Raw genomic sequence first — 16,216 nt, forward strand, 5'->3', positions numbered from 1 at the left:
ACGTGGGAACAGCGCATGTGGGCGTGAGCGTCAACATTGTTGGTTTAAACTTTTGCAACACCCCTAGAGATTCACCGCGAATAGGAGTGACTTCGATCCCAAAGAATGCGATCAGGACGGCACATGAGTGCCGTCCTGATCTGACTTTACTCCCCCTGCCTGAAGCTGTCACCTGCCTCGCTCGGTGGATTGGACCCCGTGTTGCAGCAAAATTGCTTCACGCACACGAGAAAATATCCGATGCAGACCTACTGGCGATTGCGTTGCTTCAGAGGCTGCACAAGGTACCGCACTTCAGCCGCTGATGGCGATTTCTCAGAGTCGACCACTTCCCGCCCTTCCCGTCCGAGCCTCAGACCCGTATCCGGCTGGCCCGGTTAACGCCGGTGGTCGAACCACTTGCCACCAAAGTCCAGAAACTGGATTTCGTCGTTGTCGACTCTGAGCCCCTGCCCGTCTCGACCTTCAAGCGAGCTCCAAGATGCAAATTCCGTGGAGCCCGTCCTGGCTTCAGCACCGGTGAACCGGTGTACGGCTTCGAACCCCACACTTGGAGCACTCTAAATGGCACAATCATCAAGTATGAGATTCGGCCAGCCAATGAACACGATTTCAGCGTGCTATGCGACATGAACAGAGATTGGGGACAAGGGCTATCAGTCGGGGCTCTCTAGGGGTCAAAAGTCGCGAGTAATTGGAGGAATGTCGGCCTGGACGAATGTTTTTGTCGAGGCCGCCTTGAGAGAACGGCGCCAAGGGCGTCTAGACCCAGCCTAAACAGGCTTTTGGCGCTGTAGCCGTGCTTTAAGGTCTTTGGTGGGGATTTCGTGGCCACGAAATCCCCACTGACACAGCACCAAATGAAGGCGAGTGCCACCACGCCGAACAGCAAGCTGAGCCGATCCCCATCAGTCAGTCGGGTCGCTTCCAAATCAAAACCGCGTCCCTTGAGCGCTTGGTGCATGTGTTCTGCGTTCCAGCGCCAGGCGTAACGATCAATGGCCTGGGTACTCCACCCGTGGTACGCCAGATACAGGATCTCGCCGTGGAGGTTCTTTCAGGCAAGAACCCGCATCCGCACACCATAGACCGTCATCGCACAGTGCCAGCGGCGCAATTCACCCGGTTGGAGCTTCTGGAAACAAGCCCGGACTTCGATCCCATTCACACGTGTGGTGGCATGCAGTCGAATCGCCCTGTTGATCCCCAGGCGTTGAAGCGCGAGAAACCAGTCCCGCCCGATGAACTCGCGGTCGGCGAGGAGGGCGAGACGCTTGCCCTGAAGCGACGCCACGACCGATTCCAACAGGGCGATCCGAGTCGCTGATGAACTGCTGCCCCCATGGGGCAGCACCGTCCACGCCAACGGGAAACTGAACGACTTCCACATGACGCTGAGAATCAGCAGATTGAGATCGCGCTGCCCCCACATCCAGTTCGTGCGGTCAAGGATGAGCACCAGATCATCTTGATCACGGAAAAAGCTCAGCACGAAGCGGGCCACCATCGACTGCTGATCGGCCCAGTCAAACTGGACAAAGCGTTTCAGGCGCTGATAGATGGTCTCGTCGGCAAGGCGAGACGAATGCACACCACCAGTTGGAACAGACAGACAGTGCGTTTTTCAATGATGGCGAGGATCAGCGCCGCCAAGACGGTGAGGCGACGCGGATCAAGCGGAAAGTGGGTCGTCAGGCGTGCACAGAGGTTATCCTGAGGCGGTCGGTTCTTGGTGTTCTTCATCGCAGAAAACACCGTACAGGAACCGACTTTTCACCTCGAATGCAGGCTTTTGACCCCTAGAGAGCAGTCGGGGACATGCCTGACACCGCCGAAAGTGAATGCCAAACGGGTTGATCCGCGCTGGAAGGCAGAATACGGTGCGGCCAGAAAGTGTGTCGAGTCGGCATTTTCCGTCTTGGTAGGTGCAGGACTACGGTGGGGACAGTTGAAAACGTATCTCAGCCTGCGCTTAAAAATGGCGTTGAACGTCCTGGCTCACAACCTGAAACTCATTGACCTCAGCGGCTGATCACCTCCCTGTCAACTCTTATGTAGTACGTCTATTCGCGATTACACTGTTCGGGTGCAAATTCGTAACTACACCGAGGCCGACTGGCCCGCCGTCTGGTCGATCTTCCGGTAACGCCTCAACAGTCAGCATGGCTTATGCGCGGCACGAATATCCCTTGGATAGACACTTTTCAGCGAAATTACACCCCTCTTGCGGCGCAACGACTGGGCCACACAGATGAGACTCGGCCTGAGGTCCATGCCCGGTGGAAGCGGGCGACCCAGATCGGGTTGGCTCTGGCTCCACTCTCTCTTGGGTGTTCTCTGGCCCAAGCAACCACTTCCACGGTTCAGCCCACCTACACGGCCTGCGCCAAGTCAAGCGACATCGACGGGAAGGGTACCTACGAACTGTTCGGCTCGGACGGCTGGATTTTTGAGAGTCACGAATTTACAGCACTGGAAGGCCTAAGAAGCACGTCGCTGACGGCCCTGAACCAGCTGACCAAAGCATTCAAGATGCGGGGTTCCACCCTGATTCTGGTGCCGGTACCTACGCGGGCCATGAGCGCCGAAAAGACGCTCGACTTCGCGCGCTACCCGAATCTGCAGTTTTCTAAAGATTAGTATGTGGCGTCGTGGAACACCATGATCGCTCAGACGCGGGCCACAGGCATCACGGTCGTCGATCTGATGCCCACCATTCTCAATTTTCAAGTCAATGCACGTGGGGAAGATTTTTTCCAATCACGCGACCACCACTGGTCTCTGTCTGGAATGGAGGCCGCCACCACGCAGATTGCCGCACAGATTTCGGCCCTCGCCCAGGCCCAGAAGCTTGATCTGGAGCGGCAGCAAGGCGAGCTGACCATCAAGCCCGCGGGGGGATCTGCGGGGTCAATGGGCTCGCACTACATGACAGCCTATGATCTGAGGATCGAGGCTATGCCCGTGGACGACGCCACCTACACCGCCGAATCCACCTCGCTCCTGGATGACGTCGAGCCGGTGATCGGTATTTTTGGCGACAGCTTCGGCCTGAGCTACAGCAGTACCCGAGGCGACAAAAACTTTGGCGTACTGCTGGAGGCCAAAACCGCGCTCCCTGTGGTGAATAACTCGGTCTCTGGAAACGGAAAGACGGCGACCCTGGCAGGCTACCTGGCAGATCCGAAACTGGTGGCCAAGTTGCCGACGTTCGTGGTGGTGCCGTTTATGGGTGGGGTTTCCAACAACGACTTCGATTATGGCCAGATGACTGCCGCCTTGATCGGCTGTTCGAACGCGACCCGCATTGCTAAGACTGAATTTTCGGCTCCATCGGCAAAGATGGTCTTTGCGCCCAAGCGGGCCACGATCAATAAGGGCAAAAGCTTGATTCATATTCACACCGACGCGCCCACAAACTACGTTGAAGTCAGGGAAGGAACATACACGGACGGCTCAGCGCTGAGGTTTGAAATCTACCGGACTCCAGCTTCCTATTTCACGGGCAGCCGAACCGACTTCTATAGCCTGCTGACCGACGAAAAATCCGTCCGCTCTCTGGCTGTTCAACTGGAGAAGCAAGCGCCTGTGTCCGGCTACGTCGAGGTGTGCCGGGTTCCGAACGTTTTACGCTGACGTTTGGTGGGCAGCACAAGTGAGGCGGAACGGGTTTTGTCTGGCGAGAGCGGCATTCAGTAGAAGGCACTCCGCTGAAGGCTTGACCGTCCCCCCGCCTGTGGCCTTTCCCACTCTCTGCGGCGGCCCAGTGCGCCAGCATTCGGTCATGAAACGGCGGTGGACGGGAACACGGTGGGCGCTTGTGGGGATGTTGTGCGTTGGTGCGGGCGGGACATGGGCGGCGGCACATTACGCGGCGGCCTTGCCCAGCAGCGTCATTGCCAAACCCTCACGGCAATTCGGGTTGCCTTTTGCGGGTGCGCCGGGGCCGAATTCTTGGCTGTTGGGTCAAGGCTACGGCAACACGACGGGCGCGTACCGGCAGCGCCGCAGCACGTATGGCAACCTTCAGGGCGTACACGCGGGGCTGGATTTCAGTGCGCCCTGCGGCACCCCGGTACGCGCCATCGGGGACGGTGTGGTGGCCGAAGTAGACGGCCCACACGGTAGCCCGCCGCACAATATCGTTATCGATCATGCGGGTAATCTCAGCAGTTTGTACGGCCATTTGCGTGTGCGTTCGCCCCTGCGGGTGGGCGTGCGCGTCACGCGGGGCCAAATCATAGGCGAAAGCGGAGACTCCCAGTTCACGTGCGTCAGTGCGCCGCATCTGCACCTCGAACTGCGTGACCGCTCTCACCAACGCTTTTTCAATCCGTTGCCCTATATTGCCGCCGATTGGGATTCTTTAGCGCTGGCAGGCAGCTTTGGCCGGGGCTACGAATACGACCTCACGGCCCCGCGCAAGTGGCAAACACCCGAATCTCAGCCGGAAGTGCTACGTGGCGGGCGCATTCTGAACGAGTTCGCCAAGCCTTGGCCGCCCGCACCAGGGGGAGCGCGGTGAAGCGGGCCGCCGTTCTGGTCGGGCTTGTTGCTCTTATGGGATCGGCCCTGGCCGCCACCCTGCCCTCCAAAACCGTATTGTCGGGGACGTGTTGCCCCGGCGTGGTCTGGGCACCCGACTCGCGGGCGCTCATGTTCCTGGACGGCCCGCCTGTGCGGAGTGCTACAGGCATTTATTCAGTTCCGGCAGAGGGCGGCGCAGTCACGCGGCGGTTTTCTTCTGTGGCCTACTTTTCGCCCAAGTTGCGTTGGGCGGTGCGGCCCGGCACAGGAGAAAATACCACGCTGGAACGCCTGAGCGACGGGCGCAAGTTTACCCTGCCCACACGCGGCGCAGACGTGACGTGGACGGCCACAGAAACCCGGCTGGCCTACACCCGCAGCGACACCAGCGGCAACTTTGACCGCCGCACCACCCACGTCTTTATATCCGACGTGTTTGCTGCGCCCAAGCAGATTGCAACCCTGTACGGCGGCGGCATCAGCGGCTGGATTGAGGACTCTACCCTCCTGCTGAATGGCAAGCTGAACGCCGCAGGCCGTGACCGTGACCTCTTTACCCTCGATACCCGCACAGGCTCACGCCGTACCCTGCGGTCTGCCATCAGTTTCCGGGGCCTGAGCCTCAGCGCCGATGGTTCCCGCGTCGTGTATTACATCGCCTTTGACAGCGCCGCCCGCAACGGCCTATGGATTCAAAACACGGCTGGGGGCACGGCCAAGCGGCTGGATTCCTTCGGCTCCTACCGTTGGCGCGACGCCTCGCGGCTGCTGGTCATTCCCCTGGTTCCAGACGGCAGCCCGCATGTATTGCGCGAATACAACGCCCGCACAGGGACCTGGCGCACGCTGGGCGATCTGGGCGATCAGGTCAGGCAAGGAGACTGGAGTGTCAGCCCGGACGGGAAAAAGATCAGCTACCTGAGTGCGAAGGACGGGAATGTTCGGGTAGTGAGTTTGCCGGAGTAGCTGGCGACGTTTGCGCCTGTTGGAGGCGGTTTTTTGGACTTCTCCCACGTTTTGCCCCACCTCCCAGCCCCCTACCCCACCGGTTAGGGGGAACTCAGCGCTCCGCTCGGGAGGATTGCTCTTGCTGCATTCCAACTCGGCTTAATCCTTCGTCTGAAGCGGAATTGTCAGTCGTCTTGACACTGAAATTGGCCCGCGCGTTGTACACACGAAGGCCTCCCACGGAGTTGGGCGGGAACGGTTTGGGTCTATTTTTGGCCCTGGCCTCTCGCGGTATCAGGGTGAGTGAGCGACAGCGATTGCCCTTCCTTAGACCCCAGACCTTTAGACCAACCCCCAGCAAACTCCGCCACTCAAGTCAAAAACAACCGATACGCTGCATTCTGAGTCGCGTCCTCTGCCGGATAGCCCAAACCGTCCAAAAATGTTGCGAAGGCGTCCATCTCTTCGTCTGGCACCTGTATTCCGGCCAAGACCCGGCCATGTGCGCTGCCGTGATTGCGGTAATGGAATAGGCTGATATTCCAGCCCGCGTGCAGGTGGGTCAGGAATTGCAGCAGTGCGCCGGGGCGTTCGGGAAAGGTAAAGGAGTACACGCGTTCGTCGGTGGCTTCGGGGGCGCGGCCTCCGACCATGTGGCGGACATGCACTTTGGCGAGTTCGTCTTCGGTGAGGTCGGTCACGGCGTAACCCAGATCGGTCAGTTGGCGCACCAGCGCGGGCCGCTGCCCAGCCTGCGCCAGTTGCACGCCCACAAAAATTTGCGCGTCGGTGCGGGGGGCGTAACGGTAATTGAATTCGGTGATGGCCCGCCCGCCGATCACTTCGATAAATTGCCGGAATGCGCCGGGGCGTTCGGGGATGGTCACGGCCAAGATCGCCTCGCGCTGCTCGCCAATTTCGGCGCGTTCGGCCACATGGCGCAGGCGGTCAAAGTTCACGTTTGCACCGCAGGTCAGGGCCACCAGCACTTCGTCTTGCAAGCCGTGTTCAGCGGCGTACTTCTTTAGGCCTGCCACGGCCAACGCTCCGGCGGGTTCCATCACGGCGCGGGTGTCGTCGAACACGTCTTTTATGGCGGCGCAGACTTCATCAGTGTTTACGCGTACCCAGTCGTCCACGTAGCGCCGCGTCAGGTCAAAGGTATACGCGCCCACCTGCTTGACCGCCACGCCGTCCACAAAAATGCCCACCGTGTCCAGCCGCACGCGCTCGCCCGCCTGAAGGCTCTGGTACATGGCGTCACTGTCGTCGGGCTCCACGCCCACGATGCGAATATCGGGCCGCAGCGCCTTCAGCACGCCGGAAACGCCCGCGATCAGGCCGCCGCCGCCCACCGGAACGAACACCGTGAAGCCGTGTGGCGCGTCCAGTTGCCGCAGGAGTTCCAGCGCCACCGTGCCCTGTCCAGCCAGCACGAGGGGATCGTCGTAAGGGTGCACAAACGTCAGGCCCGAACCCTGCTGAAGGCCGTAAGCGTGGGCCTCGGCGTCGCTGAAACTGTCGCCGTGCAGCACAACTTCGGCCCCGCGTTGCCTGCACGCCTGCACCTTGATGTCGGGCGTGGTAGCGGGCATCACGATCACGGCGCGGATGCCGAGTGCCTGCGCCGCAAAGGCCACCCCCTGTGCGTGGTTGCCCGCCGAGGCGCAGATCACGCCGCGTGCTGCTTCCGCCGCTGTCAGTTGGCTCATTTTGTTGTATGCGCCGCGAATCTTGAACGAAAAGATGGGCTGCTGGTCTTCCCGCTTCAGCAAGACACGGTTCCCCGTGCGCCTGCTGAGGCTCGGAGCCTCGCTGAGCGCCGTTTCGATGGCCGCGCCGTAGACCTTGCTGGTTAGAGCCAAGCGCAGCACATCCATCGCATCAAGGGTTCCGGGTTTAAATTCGTTGGCCTGCATCATGAGTTTCTCCTGTTTCGTATAACTGAGTGATCTGGACATAAAAAAATCCCCACCAGATCGGCGGGGAAGGGCATCACGGCAGTTCAGAGCCGGAAGCGTCGCTCCCCGAATCTCTGAATAATTCGCCCGTACAGGCTGGCCGCGTTCATGCGCTCAGCATAGGCGTCGGGCGCAGGGTGAAGCGGGGGGAGGGTAGACAAGGGGCGGGGTGAATCGTCAACCTGTGGATCGTGGAGATGTGAAAAGAATAACCGCGAATACGGGTTGACATGCATATGCTCATCAGCGACTAGCGGTGGGGGAAGGCGTCAATCTGATGGCAAGTGAAGATTAAAGAAAGCGGTGCATAACGTGGAGACCAACCAATCCCAGCGTCGGATGCTTGAACGCCTGAGGCACGGTTCCGATGACGTTGAAGCCAAGTGCCTGATAGAGCCGCACCGCGACCTCGTTAGATTCCACGACGGCATTGAATTGTATGGCGGCGAACCCCTGCTCACGTGACCAGGAGAGGGCGTACTCGCTCAGTGTGCGTCCGACTCCCTGGCCACGCGCGTCCCGAGCGACCATAAAACTTGCAGTGGCCACGTGCGCTCCTGCACCAGGACGGTTGCGCCCCATATGTGCGGTTCCCAGGATCCGCGAGTCATCGCAGGCAACGACGGTGTGACTGGGAAGAGGCTGCACCCACACGGATCGGGCCTGTTCGGACGACCACGCAGGGTCATATGGGAAGGTGTCACCTGTGGTCACAACCTCCCCGCACGCTAAACCCTTTGAGAGACAGGCTCACCTCATTCCCATCTTTTTCTCACATGATGCTCATATTCCCAGACTGACCAATCTTTATCACACACTTAAGGAAAATGTCCCGGCAAAATCTCACAACTTTGGGTGCAAGCTCGGCAATTTCCAGCTAAGTTAGGAAGATGTTAAAAGCTCTTCCTTTAATTGGCCTGTTGGTTGGTCTCGCTGCTGCTCAGGAGACGGGCTTGTATGATCCCGCCCCCCCCGCCGACTCTGCCTTCGTGCGGGTCATCAATGCGCCCGCCGCCACGCTGGGAGGCAAGCCTGTGAGCGCCCTCAAAGGAGCTGCCAGCGCTTACGTTGTTATCCCGCAGGGAGAATTTGCCGCCAAAATCGGCACGGTTACCAGCAAACTGAAGGTCGAGGCAGGCAAGTTCTACAGTGTGATCAGCAACGGCGGCAAAGTCATGCTGATGGCGGATCAGGCCGCTGAGAACCGGGCCAAAGCGCTGTTGACGATCTACAACCTGAGCAAAAACGCCAGCGTCGACCTGAAAACGGCGGATGGCAAAACGGCTGTGGTGGCAGGCGTCAAAACGGGCCAGAGCGGCAGCCGCGCCGTGAACGGCATTACCGTGGATTTGGCCGCGTTTGCAGGCACCAAAGCACTGGGCACCCTCAAAGGCGTGAAGCTGGAACGCGGCAACGCCTACGCGCTCGTGCTGACCGACAGCGGCCTGACGCTCACCCAAAGCAGCACCAAGACCAAATAACCCCGTGGTCTTCAGTTCCAACGTCTTCCTGTTCTTGTTCCTGCCGCTCTTTCTGATCGTCTATTACCTTTTGCCCTTCAAGGCCCGCAGCGCGTGGATTCTGGCGGGCAGTTACGCGCTGTACGGCTGGTGGCGACTGGACTGCCTGTGGTTGCTGATGGCTATTACGGGCGTGGCCTATGCCTACGGCCTGGTGCTGGACAGGCAACCAGACGGCCCCAAGCGGCGCTGGACGCTGATCTCGGCCATCGTGCTGAATCTCGGCGCACTGGCCTACTTCAAGTACGCCAATTTCGGCATCGAGAGCTTTAATGCGCTGACCACCAGCCTGGGTCTGCAAGCCTTCAGTTGGACACCCATTTTGCTGCCCATCGGCCTGAGCTTTTTTATCTTTCATGCCATCAGCTACATCGTGGACGTGTATAGGCGCGAAGAACCGCCCACGCATAAGCTGCTGGATTTTGCGGCCTTCATCGCCCTGTTTCCGCACCTGATTGCCGGGCCAGTGCTGAAATACAACCTGCTGGCCGATCAGTTCCGCACCCGCACCCACACGCTGGAAAAGTTCAGCTACGGGGTCACCCGCTTCATGACCGGGTTTGCCAAAAAAGTCTTGATTGCCGACACCATCGCGCCGCTGGTCACGGCCAGCTTCAATCAACCTGACCCCACGATGGCCGACGCCTGGCTGGGGGCCGCCGCCTACACCCTCCAGTTGTACTTCGATTTCAGCGGTTACAGCGATATGGCAATCGGGCTGGCCACCATGATGGGGTTCAAGTTCCCCGAAAACTTCAACCATCCGTGTATCAGCCGCTCCATCACGGAATTTTGGCGCAGATGGCACATGAGCCTGAGCAGTTGGCTGCGCGAATACCTGTACATCAGTTTGGGCGGGAACCGTTATGGCCGCGCCCGCACGTACCTGAACCTGTGGCTGACGATGGTACTGGGGGGCCTGTGGCACGGGGCCAACTGGACGTTTGTACTGTGGGGGATGTGGCACGGCAGCATTTGGCCATCGAACGCCGCCTGAAAGAGGCCGACCTGTGGAAACCCAGCGCGGCGTGGCTGACCATTCCCGGCACGCTGTTGCTGGTGATGGTGGGCTGGGTCATGTTCCGCGCCGACAACGTGCCAGACGCCTTCCGGATGTACCGGGGCATGATCGGCCTGAACGGGATAGGCATCAGCGACACGCTGGCCTGGCAGGTGCGCGGCAGTGTGCTGGTCACGATGCTGCTGGGCACGGTGTTGGTCTTTGGTGCACCGGTGTGGGGGGCGCGGGTCGGCGATGTGGGTAGCCGGTTGCTGCGGCCACGGCTGGCGGTGGGAGCCACCCTGGTCTTGCTGCCACTGTTCGTGGTCGCCATTCTGAAATTGTCGGCGCAAAGTTACACGCCCTTTCTGTACTTCCAGTTCTGAGGTTTGAATGACTGAATTTGCTCAGGACACCGTAAAACGTAAGGCAGACAATGCCGCCGCGCCGCGCTTGCTGCACTGGCTGTCTGCTGCTTTCCTGCTAGGTGGGGTCGGTTTGGGCGCAGTGGGCACCCTCAGCAGTCCCGGCTTCCGCGAGCGCGTGGCGGGCCAGGACATGCTGACGGGCACCTGGCAACTGGCCTGGGAAAAAGGTCTGGATGCCAAAGTGCCGTGGCGTGACCTCAGCGTGAATCTGTGGGGCCGCCTCAATTACCGCCTGTTTGGAGAAGCCAGCGACGGCGCATTGGTGGGCAAAGAGGGCTGGCTGTTTACCAGCGAGGAATACCAGACGGCAGCCCAAGACGAGGCAGAAATTGCGGCCAAGTTGAACTACATCACTGAAGTGCGGGACGAGCTTGCCAAAAACGGGGCCAAGTTGGTCATTGCCCTGATTCCCGCCAAAACCCGCCTGTATTCCGAGTTCCTGTCTGCACCTGTCCCCCGCCAGAAGGCCGATACTTACGCCTCCTTCCGGGCCGCCCTCACCCAAGCAGGGATCGCTGCGCCTGATCTGCTCGCCAGCCTTCAGGGAGGAAAGCAGGAAGATGCAGGCGACCTGTTCTTCCGCACCGATACCCATTGGACACCGTATGGAGCAGCGACAGCCGCCCAAGCGTTGGCCCCGGCTATCACAGAACTCGCCCCCGATTTGCCGCCCACACAGTACGCCGTGAAGGCCAGAGCAGCGGTTGAGCGCAGCGGCGACCTCCTGCGCTACGTGCCCGGCCCAGCGCCCGACGAGGTGCGGGAATTGGAATACACGCGCACCGACGAGGGCGGCGGGCTGCTAGGAGAAGAAACCCTGGCCGTCACGTTGGTCGGCACCAGTTACAGCGCCGAGGGTAAAGACAACGTGTGGCACTTTGCCGGGGTACTCTCGCAGACCCTCAAAACCGAAGTATTGAACGCCGCGAAAGAGGGCAAAGGCCCGATTGTGCCTATGCGTGACTACCTGAAAAGTGAAGACCGCCAAAATAACCCTCCGCAGGTCGTGATCTGGGAGATTCCAGAACGGTTCCTGCGGGTGGCGTACAAGGAATAGCCGTAAATTCTACCTCTGCCCCTAAAGCCTTCCTAAGTACAGCGCATTTAACATGTAGACTTAAGCATGGCTCGTCCTGCTCGCCGCATTGACATTTCCGAAGACGCTGATGAGCTGCTTCGGGAACTGGAGATCAGTCCACACACCCACCCGAAGGTTCGCCTGCGGGCCAGCATTCTCCGGCTGCATCGACAGGGCTGGAGCATTCCACAACTCTCCGCGCATTTTGGCCGGAACCATCAGGCCATCCACCATGATTTCACCCGTTTCGAGGAGCGCGGCATTCCCGGATTGGCCGATGAGTGTCCACCTGGACAGCCCTCGAAAGTGACGCCAGAGATGGAGCAGTTTCTTCACAAGCAACTGCGAGAACAGCGCTTCTGGAATGCTCCACTGCTGTGCGAGGCTCTCGCACAGCAGTTTGGGGTGGGAATTCGACCTCGTGCATTGGCCAATCACCTGCAACGTCTGGGATACCGCTGGAAACGCGCCCGATATTCACCCGCTCAGACGCTCGATCCTGAAATTATCGCACCACATCAGGCTTCTTTGGAGATCTTAAAAGGGGCACTGGACAGCAAACTCACCCTGAAATATCTCGACCAGACCGGACTTTCTCTGATGTTGTCGGTGGGGGCGACGTGGTTTAAGCGAGGTTCTGGGCAGCAGTTTGAAATCCCCACTCGGTGGGGATCCTCTGGACGAATCAACCTCATCGGCACCTACAGCCTGCACGCCTGCGAAGAAGTGCTGGAAGTTCGCGAACTGGAAGGCAGCTGCAACGGGGATCAGGTGATCGCATATCTGAATACCTTGGCCTCGGTTGGTGACCCGAACCAGCTCACGGTCGTCGTCCTGGACAACGCGCCCTTTCACAGGAGCGCGAAACTCAGGGAACAACGCGCGTCTTGGGAACAGCAGGGGCTGTTCCTTCGGTATCTTCCACCCTATGCGCCCTTTCTGAACCTCATTGAGGAGGTGTGGCGGAAGTTGAAGGGGATTCTGATGCCGCGTCGTTGTGACAACGCCGTGACTGAGCTCCGGGCCGCGCTCATGACTGGGCTCAAGATTCTTGGGGCAAAGTTTATCTAGATGTTAAATGCGGTGTACTTAATTGGGGGCAAAGCGATTCGGATGCCGGGCAGAGGTGCCGCCTCTGCGACACAAACCTCAGTTGCTGGCCTTGCAAATGAGTCACAGATAGGCCGACAAATAAGCAGAATGACACGGATTTTCGACGAACACAGCATGGCTAGCTCAAGCCTGCCTGTATTTTTCGGTCTCTTTGAACTTGATAGAGGTTTTTGTAGCGTGTCAGACGTGTCCTCTATGTTTTTGGAACAGTTAGGGATTTTTAGAGAGTGACAGTGGTGCTGCGCGCACTGCTCCAACTTATCAACGCCCCCAAGTTAACTTTGTGGACAAAAAGAGCCCATCCATCAGCGCAGGAGAGGACTTGGCATTGTCCTCTCTGGATTTACCCGCCTTTAGTGCCGCCCGTATCTGGCGCAGGCGCTGGTGGCGGGGGCGAGGGCTTGTCTGCTTCAGGCATGGCCCAGCGTGCGCGTGATTCTGTGACACGAACCTCACAACGCCTTACTTGTCCGTGACTTTAGGGGTGTCCAGCAGATCAGCGAGTTCGACAGGCGTCAGGTCACGCGGATGCATAGGCTGAGGGTAAAGGAGGAAGCCCTCACCCACAGCCAAAGCGGGGGCGCTGTTCTTCTATGCTTATCCGCCTTTGCCGCCACTGTTGTCTGGCTGCGGGGCTGGTGTTGAGATCGGCTTCTCTGCTTTGGGCATGATCCAGAGTGCGTCTGATCCCCTTCCAAGACACTCACAAGAGTTCAGAAGCTGTTCTACGCATCCACGACATGCGCCATAACTACGTTTCCCTAGCTAACTATCAGGGCCTTGAACATGCTGATGAACCGCGCCTAAAAGAAGAATTCGCTGCTGCACTAGAAGCGGGTTCCTGCAATGGCGTAGAAACGGCAATTCAGATTAGGGACATAATAAAAAAAACGCCCTCCAGGAAGGCGTTTTGGTTGGTAGACCCGAGCAGATTTGAACTGCTGACCCCTACAGTGTCAATGTAGTGCTCTACCCCTGAGCTACGGATCTGAACCTAAGTAAAATCGGGGAAAACTTGGAGGCGCTGACCGGACTTGAACCGGTGGTGGAGGTTTTGCAGACCTCTGCCTTACCACTTGGCTACAGCGCCGGGGGTCTGCGTGGTGGTGCTGAGGTGCCGCAGGCGGGATGTTGCTCCTGCCAGCGGAAGGAATAGTAGCACGGGGTCAGAAGAGTGTCTACCCTCAACAGGACGGCGTCTCAACGGCGGCGGGCGGTCTTAGAGTAGGGGCACTGTGATGCCACCTTTACCCACCAGAGAAGTTCATGACAACGCATTTCAGCACGCGTGGCGAAATCCGTGGCTGAGGTTGCTGGTCTTCGGGCTGGCCGCCTACCTGACGTACCGCCTGCTGGGGCAAATCACCAGTGTGGTGGTGGACTTTTTGGTGGCTTTCCTGATTGCCTACCTTGCCAATCCTCTGCTGAACTGGTTGCAACGCGGAAGGGTCAAACGCGGGCTGGGCGTCTTGTTCGTACTGCTGATGTTCGGCGGCATCTTTGCAATGGCCGGGGCTTTGATCGTCACTATTTCCGCGCAGTTTATCCAGTTGTTTCAGGATTTGCCGGGCCAGGTGGAGCAACTCAGTTCGGGCCTAGACCGACTGACGGGCTGGCTCACGGGGTTGGGCGTGCCCGGCCTGGACAATGCCCGCGAACGCCTGACCGAAGCGGCGCAAACCTACCTGCAAAGTCTGGAAAACAACATCGTCCCCATTCTGCAAAACGCCCTCACTTCGTCTGGTACGGTGTTTGCAGGCCTGATGTCTATCGGCGGGTTTATCGGGCAGGTGCTGCTGATTTTGCTGCTTTCCGTGTATCTGATGCTGGATTACGCCCGCGTGAACGTGACCCTGCTGCGCGTGTTTCCGCGCCCCTGGCAGCCGCGTGTGCTGGAACTGTCGGGCCTCGTGGGAACAGCGGTGGGCGGCTACGTGCGGGGGCAACTGCTGATCGCCATTTTTATCGGCGTGTTCGTGTGGCTGGGCCTGACCCTGCTGGGCATTCCCAGCGCCGCCGCCATCGGCTTTTTGGCGGGTGCCTTCAATATCGTGCCGTACTTGGGCCCAGTGGTGGGGGCCACCCCCGCTCTGTTGCTGGCACTCCCCGACGGCTGGGTCAAGATGCTGCTGGTCATCGTGGTGTTCGTGGCCGCCAACCAGATCGAAAGCAACTTCCTAAGTCCGTACATTCTGAGCAAAACTACTGATCTGCACCCCATTACCGTGCTGGTGGCGATTTTGGTCGGTGTGGCGCTGCTCGGCTTCGTGGGAGCGCTGCTGGCCGTGCCAGTGGTGGCACTGGGCAAACTACTGCTGGAAAAGTACTACTACGCCAGCCGGGTGTACAGCGAAGGGCCGTGAGCGCGGCTCAACCTGCTCATTCATCGGCCTGAAGCAGCTCTACTTGCCGCCCGTCCGGGTCTTGTACAAAGGCCATGTCGCGCCCACTGGGACTGGACTGCAAGTCCCGCGTAACAGTCACGCCCGACGCCCGCAGCACGGGCAACAGCTCGCGCAAGTCGGGCACATGCAGGGCGATATGTTCTGACCAATGGGGATGCGGCGCGGGAACCTCACCCTCTATCTGGAAAAACTGTAACAGGCCACCGCCGAGGCGCACCACAGCGCGGCGGTGGCCTTCTGCGGTGGTCAGGTTTTTTTCGATCAGGCCACCCAGATGTGTATAAAAAGCGAGCGTGGCGGGCAGGTCGCGGGTGAGGAAGGAAACATGTTTGAGCATGCCTCTACGGTACGCTGAACCGATGCACGCCGACACCGCTCCGCCCCCCTGGACGCTGCACGGACGCGCCGTGATTGCGCTGTACGGCAAACACGCGGAAGCAGCGCTGGGAGCGTTGATGCTGGTGCGCTACAAGGATTCTCCAGTGGGGCCATACGACGAGCTGTTATGGGCCACCGCGCCGAATCCGTCGCCCGTCGGGCCGCGCCCACAGGTGCACAACATCGTGGTCAGCACCGAGGCCAGCGTGCGCTGGGGCCGCCACAACTGGGGCATTCCCAAGGGCCTCGCACGGTTCGAGTGGCAGCAAGAGGGCCAGACAACACAAGTCCGAATCCACGCGCCAGAAGGACACTTGTTGGCACATCTGGCCTACCGAACGCGGGGAATCTCGTTGCCCGTTTCCACCATCCCCGTGCCCGCACAGTTCCGCACACTGGCCCAACCCGCATTGGATGGCAAAACTGGCTGGCTTCTGACCCCAGTGAACGCCGTCGGCACAGCGCAATCCGCCCGCTTGACCGTGCTGGACGCCGCCGGATTCCACGCGCCACTCATGCAGCTTCGGCCCCTGCTGACGCTGGCTGTGCAGGAGCTTCGGCTGGTCTTCCCGGTGCCGGAGAGGGTTGATGGTGTGGCGCTTGAGTGAGCCAAAACGAAAAATCCGCCCTGCTCGGACGGTGATGAGGCCAATATAGCGTGATATGCAGGGCATGTCAAATCATGCACATGGGTCAGAATCTTGCCGTGCTGCATGGTGTTTCCGGCTCGTCAACTTATCGCGGGCTGAATACCCACAACTCCGCCCGCTGATTCAAGGCATTAAAAATCCGCCCTGCTCGGACGGTGGTGGTGTTGCTTGATAGGAACAAATATAGCGCGGTATGCAGCCCCAGTCA

12 protein-coding genes, 2 tRNA genes and 4 pseudogenes are annotated in these 16,216 nt (G+C 59.4%); 12 read left to right on the top strand and 6 right to left on the bottom strand.

The annotated features are described in order from the left end of the window. Positions 1–110: 110 nt before the first annotated feature. Positions 111–644, top strand: a pseudogene (locus tag M1R55_RS02930) (IS982 family transposase); the annotation flags it as partial. A 26-nt stretch (positions 645–670) separates the two neighbouring features. Here M1R55_RS02930 and M1R55_RS02935 read toward each other — a convergent pair. After that, positions 671–1,743, bottom strand: a pseudogene (locus tag M1R55_RS02935) (IS4 family transposase). Positions 1,744–1,807: 64 nt separating this feature from the next. Between M1R55_RS02935 and M1R55_RS02940 the strand changes: the two are divergent. From M1R55_RS02940 to M1R55_RS02955, 4 genes and pseudogenes are all read left to right on the top strand, one after another. Continuing rightward, a pseudogene (locus M1R55_RS02940) lies at positions 1,808–2,032 on the top strand (IS982 family transposase); the annotation flags it as partial. A gap of 137 nt (positions 2,033–2,169) precedes the next feature. Further along, positions 2,170–3,636, top strand: a pseudogene (locus tag M1R55_RS02945) (hypothetical protein). A gap of 82 nt (positions 3,637–3,718) precedes the next feature. Beyond that, a complete protein-coding gene (locus M1R55_RS02950; RefSeq protein WP_249393256.1) occupies positions 3,719–4,525 on the top strand; it encodes a M23 family metallopeptidase in 807 nt (268 codons plus the stop codon). Beyond that, positions 4,522–5,493, top strand: a complete 972-nt coding sequence (locus M1R55_RS02955) for a hypothetical protein (protein WP_371827145.1) — start codon at positions 4,522–4,524, stop codon at positions 5,491–5,493. The genes M1R55_RS02950 and M1R55_RS02955 overlap by 4 nt, the downstream gene beginning before the upstream one ends. A gap of 353 nt (positions 5,494–5,846) precedes the next feature. Here the strand turns inward: M1R55_RS02955 and ilvA are convergent, their stop codons facing one another. Together ilvA and M1R55_RS02965 are read right to left on the bottom strand one after the other, a co-directional pair. Continuing rightward, positions 5,847–7,397 (bottom strand): threonine ammonia-lyase, biosynthetic, encoded by a 1,551-nt coding sequence (ilvA, locus tag M1R55_RS02960; protein ID WP_249393257.1) that lies wholly within the window; start codon positions 7,395–7,397, stop codon positions 5,847–5,849. A gap of 330 nt (positions 7,398–7,727) precedes the next feature. Next, entirely contained in the window at positions 7,728–8,150 is a 423-nt protein-coding gene (locus tag M1R55_RS02965) for a GNAT family N-acetyltransferase (protein ID WP_249393258.1), read from the bottom strand. Between the two features lie 239 nt (positions 8,151–8,389). On the opposite strand from M1R55_RS02965, the gene M1R55_RS02970 reads away from it, so the two are divergent. The 5 genes from M1R55_RS02970 to M1R55_RS02990 all read left to right on the top strand — a co-directional run bounded on the left by M1R55_RS02970 (position 8,390) and on the right by M1R55_RS02990 (position 12,533). Then, complete coding sequence (locus M1R55_RS02970) at positions 8,390–8,917, top strand: alginate O-acetyltransferase AlgF (protein WP_249393259.1); 528 nt, start codon at positions 8,390–8,392, stop codon at positions 8,915–8,917. 4 nt (positions 8,918–8,921) lie between these two features. Then, the gene (locus M1R55_RS02975; protein ID WP_249393260.1) at positions 8,922–9,953 is read left to right on the top strand and encodes an MBOAT family protein; all 1,032 of its coding nucleotides are present in this window, start codon (positions 8,922–8,924) and stop codon (positions 9,951–9,953) included. Further along, on the top strand, positions 9,917–10,342 hold the full coding sequence (locus M1R55_RS02980) for a hypothetical protein (RefSeq protein ID WP_249393261.1): 426 nt from the start codon (positions 9,917–9,919) through the stop codon (positions 10,340–10,342). The genes M1R55_RS02975 and M1R55_RS02980 overlap by 37 nt, the downstream gene beginning before the upstream one ends. 7 nt (positions 10,343–10,349) lie before the next feature. Further along, positions 10,350–11,441: a hypothetical protein gene (locus M1R55_RS02985; protein WP_249393262.1), complete on the top strand. Its 1,092-nt coding sequence runs from the start codon at positions 10,350–10,352 to the stop codon at positions 11,439–11,441. Positions 11,442–11,507: 66 nt separating this feature from the next. Beyond that, positions 11,508–12,533: an IS630 family transposase gene (locus tag M1R55_RS02990; protein WP_249393263.1), complete on the top strand. Its 1,026-nt coding sequence runs from the start codon at positions 11,508–11,510 to the stop codon at positions 12,531–12,533. Between the two features lie 957 nt (positions 12,534–13,490). Here M1R55_RS02990 and M1R55_RS02995 read toward each other — a convergent pair. Then, positions 13,491–13,565, bottom strand: a tRNA-Val gene (locus tag M1R55_RS02995). 26 nt (positions 13,566–13,591) lie between these two features. Then, positions 13,592–13,665: transfer RNA gene (locus M1R55_RS03000), tRNA-Cys, on the bottom strand. A 148-nt stretch (positions 13,666–13,813) separates the two neighbouring features. Between M1R55_RS03000 and M1R55_RS03005 the strand changes: the two genes are divergently transcribed. After that, a complete protein-coding gene (locus M1R55_RS03005; protein WP_249393264.1) occupies positions 13,814–14,938 on the top strand; it encodes an AI-2E family transporter in 1,125 nt (374 codons plus the stop codon). Between the two features lie 16 nt (positions 14,939–14,954). Here the strand turns inward: M1R55_RS03005 and M1R55_RS03010 are convergent, their stop codons facing one another. Further along, complete coding sequence (locus M1R55_RS03010; protein WP_249393265.1) at positions 14,955–15,317, bottom strand: VOC family protein; 363 nt, start codon at positions 15,315–15,317, stop codon at positions 14,955–14,957. 22 nt (positions 15,318–15,339) lie between these two features. Between M1R55_RS03010 and M1R55_RS03015 the strand changes: the two genes are divergently transcribed. Beyond that, positions 15,340–15,966: an acetoacetate decarboxylase family protein gene (locus M1R55_RS03015; RefSeq protein ID WP_249393266.1), complete on the top strand. Its 627-nt coding sequence runs from the start codon at positions 15,340–15,342 to the stop codon at positions 15,964–15,966. Positions 15,967–16,216: the final 250 nt, after the last annotated feature.

Origin of the sequence: Deinococcus sp. QL22, assembly GCF_023370075.1 — a bacterium.
GTDB lineage: Bacteria > Deinococcota > Deinococci > Deinococcales > Deinococcaceae > Deinococcus.

What these genes read in the sequence shown, in the direction of transcription:
- ilvA (WP_249393257.1), bottom strand. Translation starts at nt 7,397, where the DNA reads ATGATGCAGGCCAACGAATTTAAACCCGGAACCCTTGATGCGATGGAT.
- M1R55_RS02985 (WP_249393262.1), top strand. Translation starts at nt 10,350, where the DNA reads ATGACTGAATTTGCTCAGGACACCGTAAAACGTAAGGCAGACAATGCC.
- M1R55_RS02990 (WP_249393263.1), top strand. Translation starts at nt 11,508, where the DNA reads ATGGCTCGTCCTGCTCGCCGCATTGACATTTCCGAAGACGCTGATGAG.
- M1R55_RS03005 (WP_249393264.1), top strand. Translation starts at nt 13,814, where the DNA reads ATGCCACCTTTACCCACCAGAGAAGTTCATGACAACGCATTTCAGCAC.
- M1R55_RS03010 (WP_249393265.1), bottom strand. Translation starts at nt 15,317, where the DNA reads ATGCTCAAACATGTTTCCTTCCTCACCCGCGACCTGCCCGCCACGCTC.
- M1R55_RS03015 (WP_249393266.1), top strand. Translation starts at nt 15,340, where the DNA reads ATGCACGCCGACACCGCTCCGCCCCCCTGGACGCTGCACGGACGCGCC.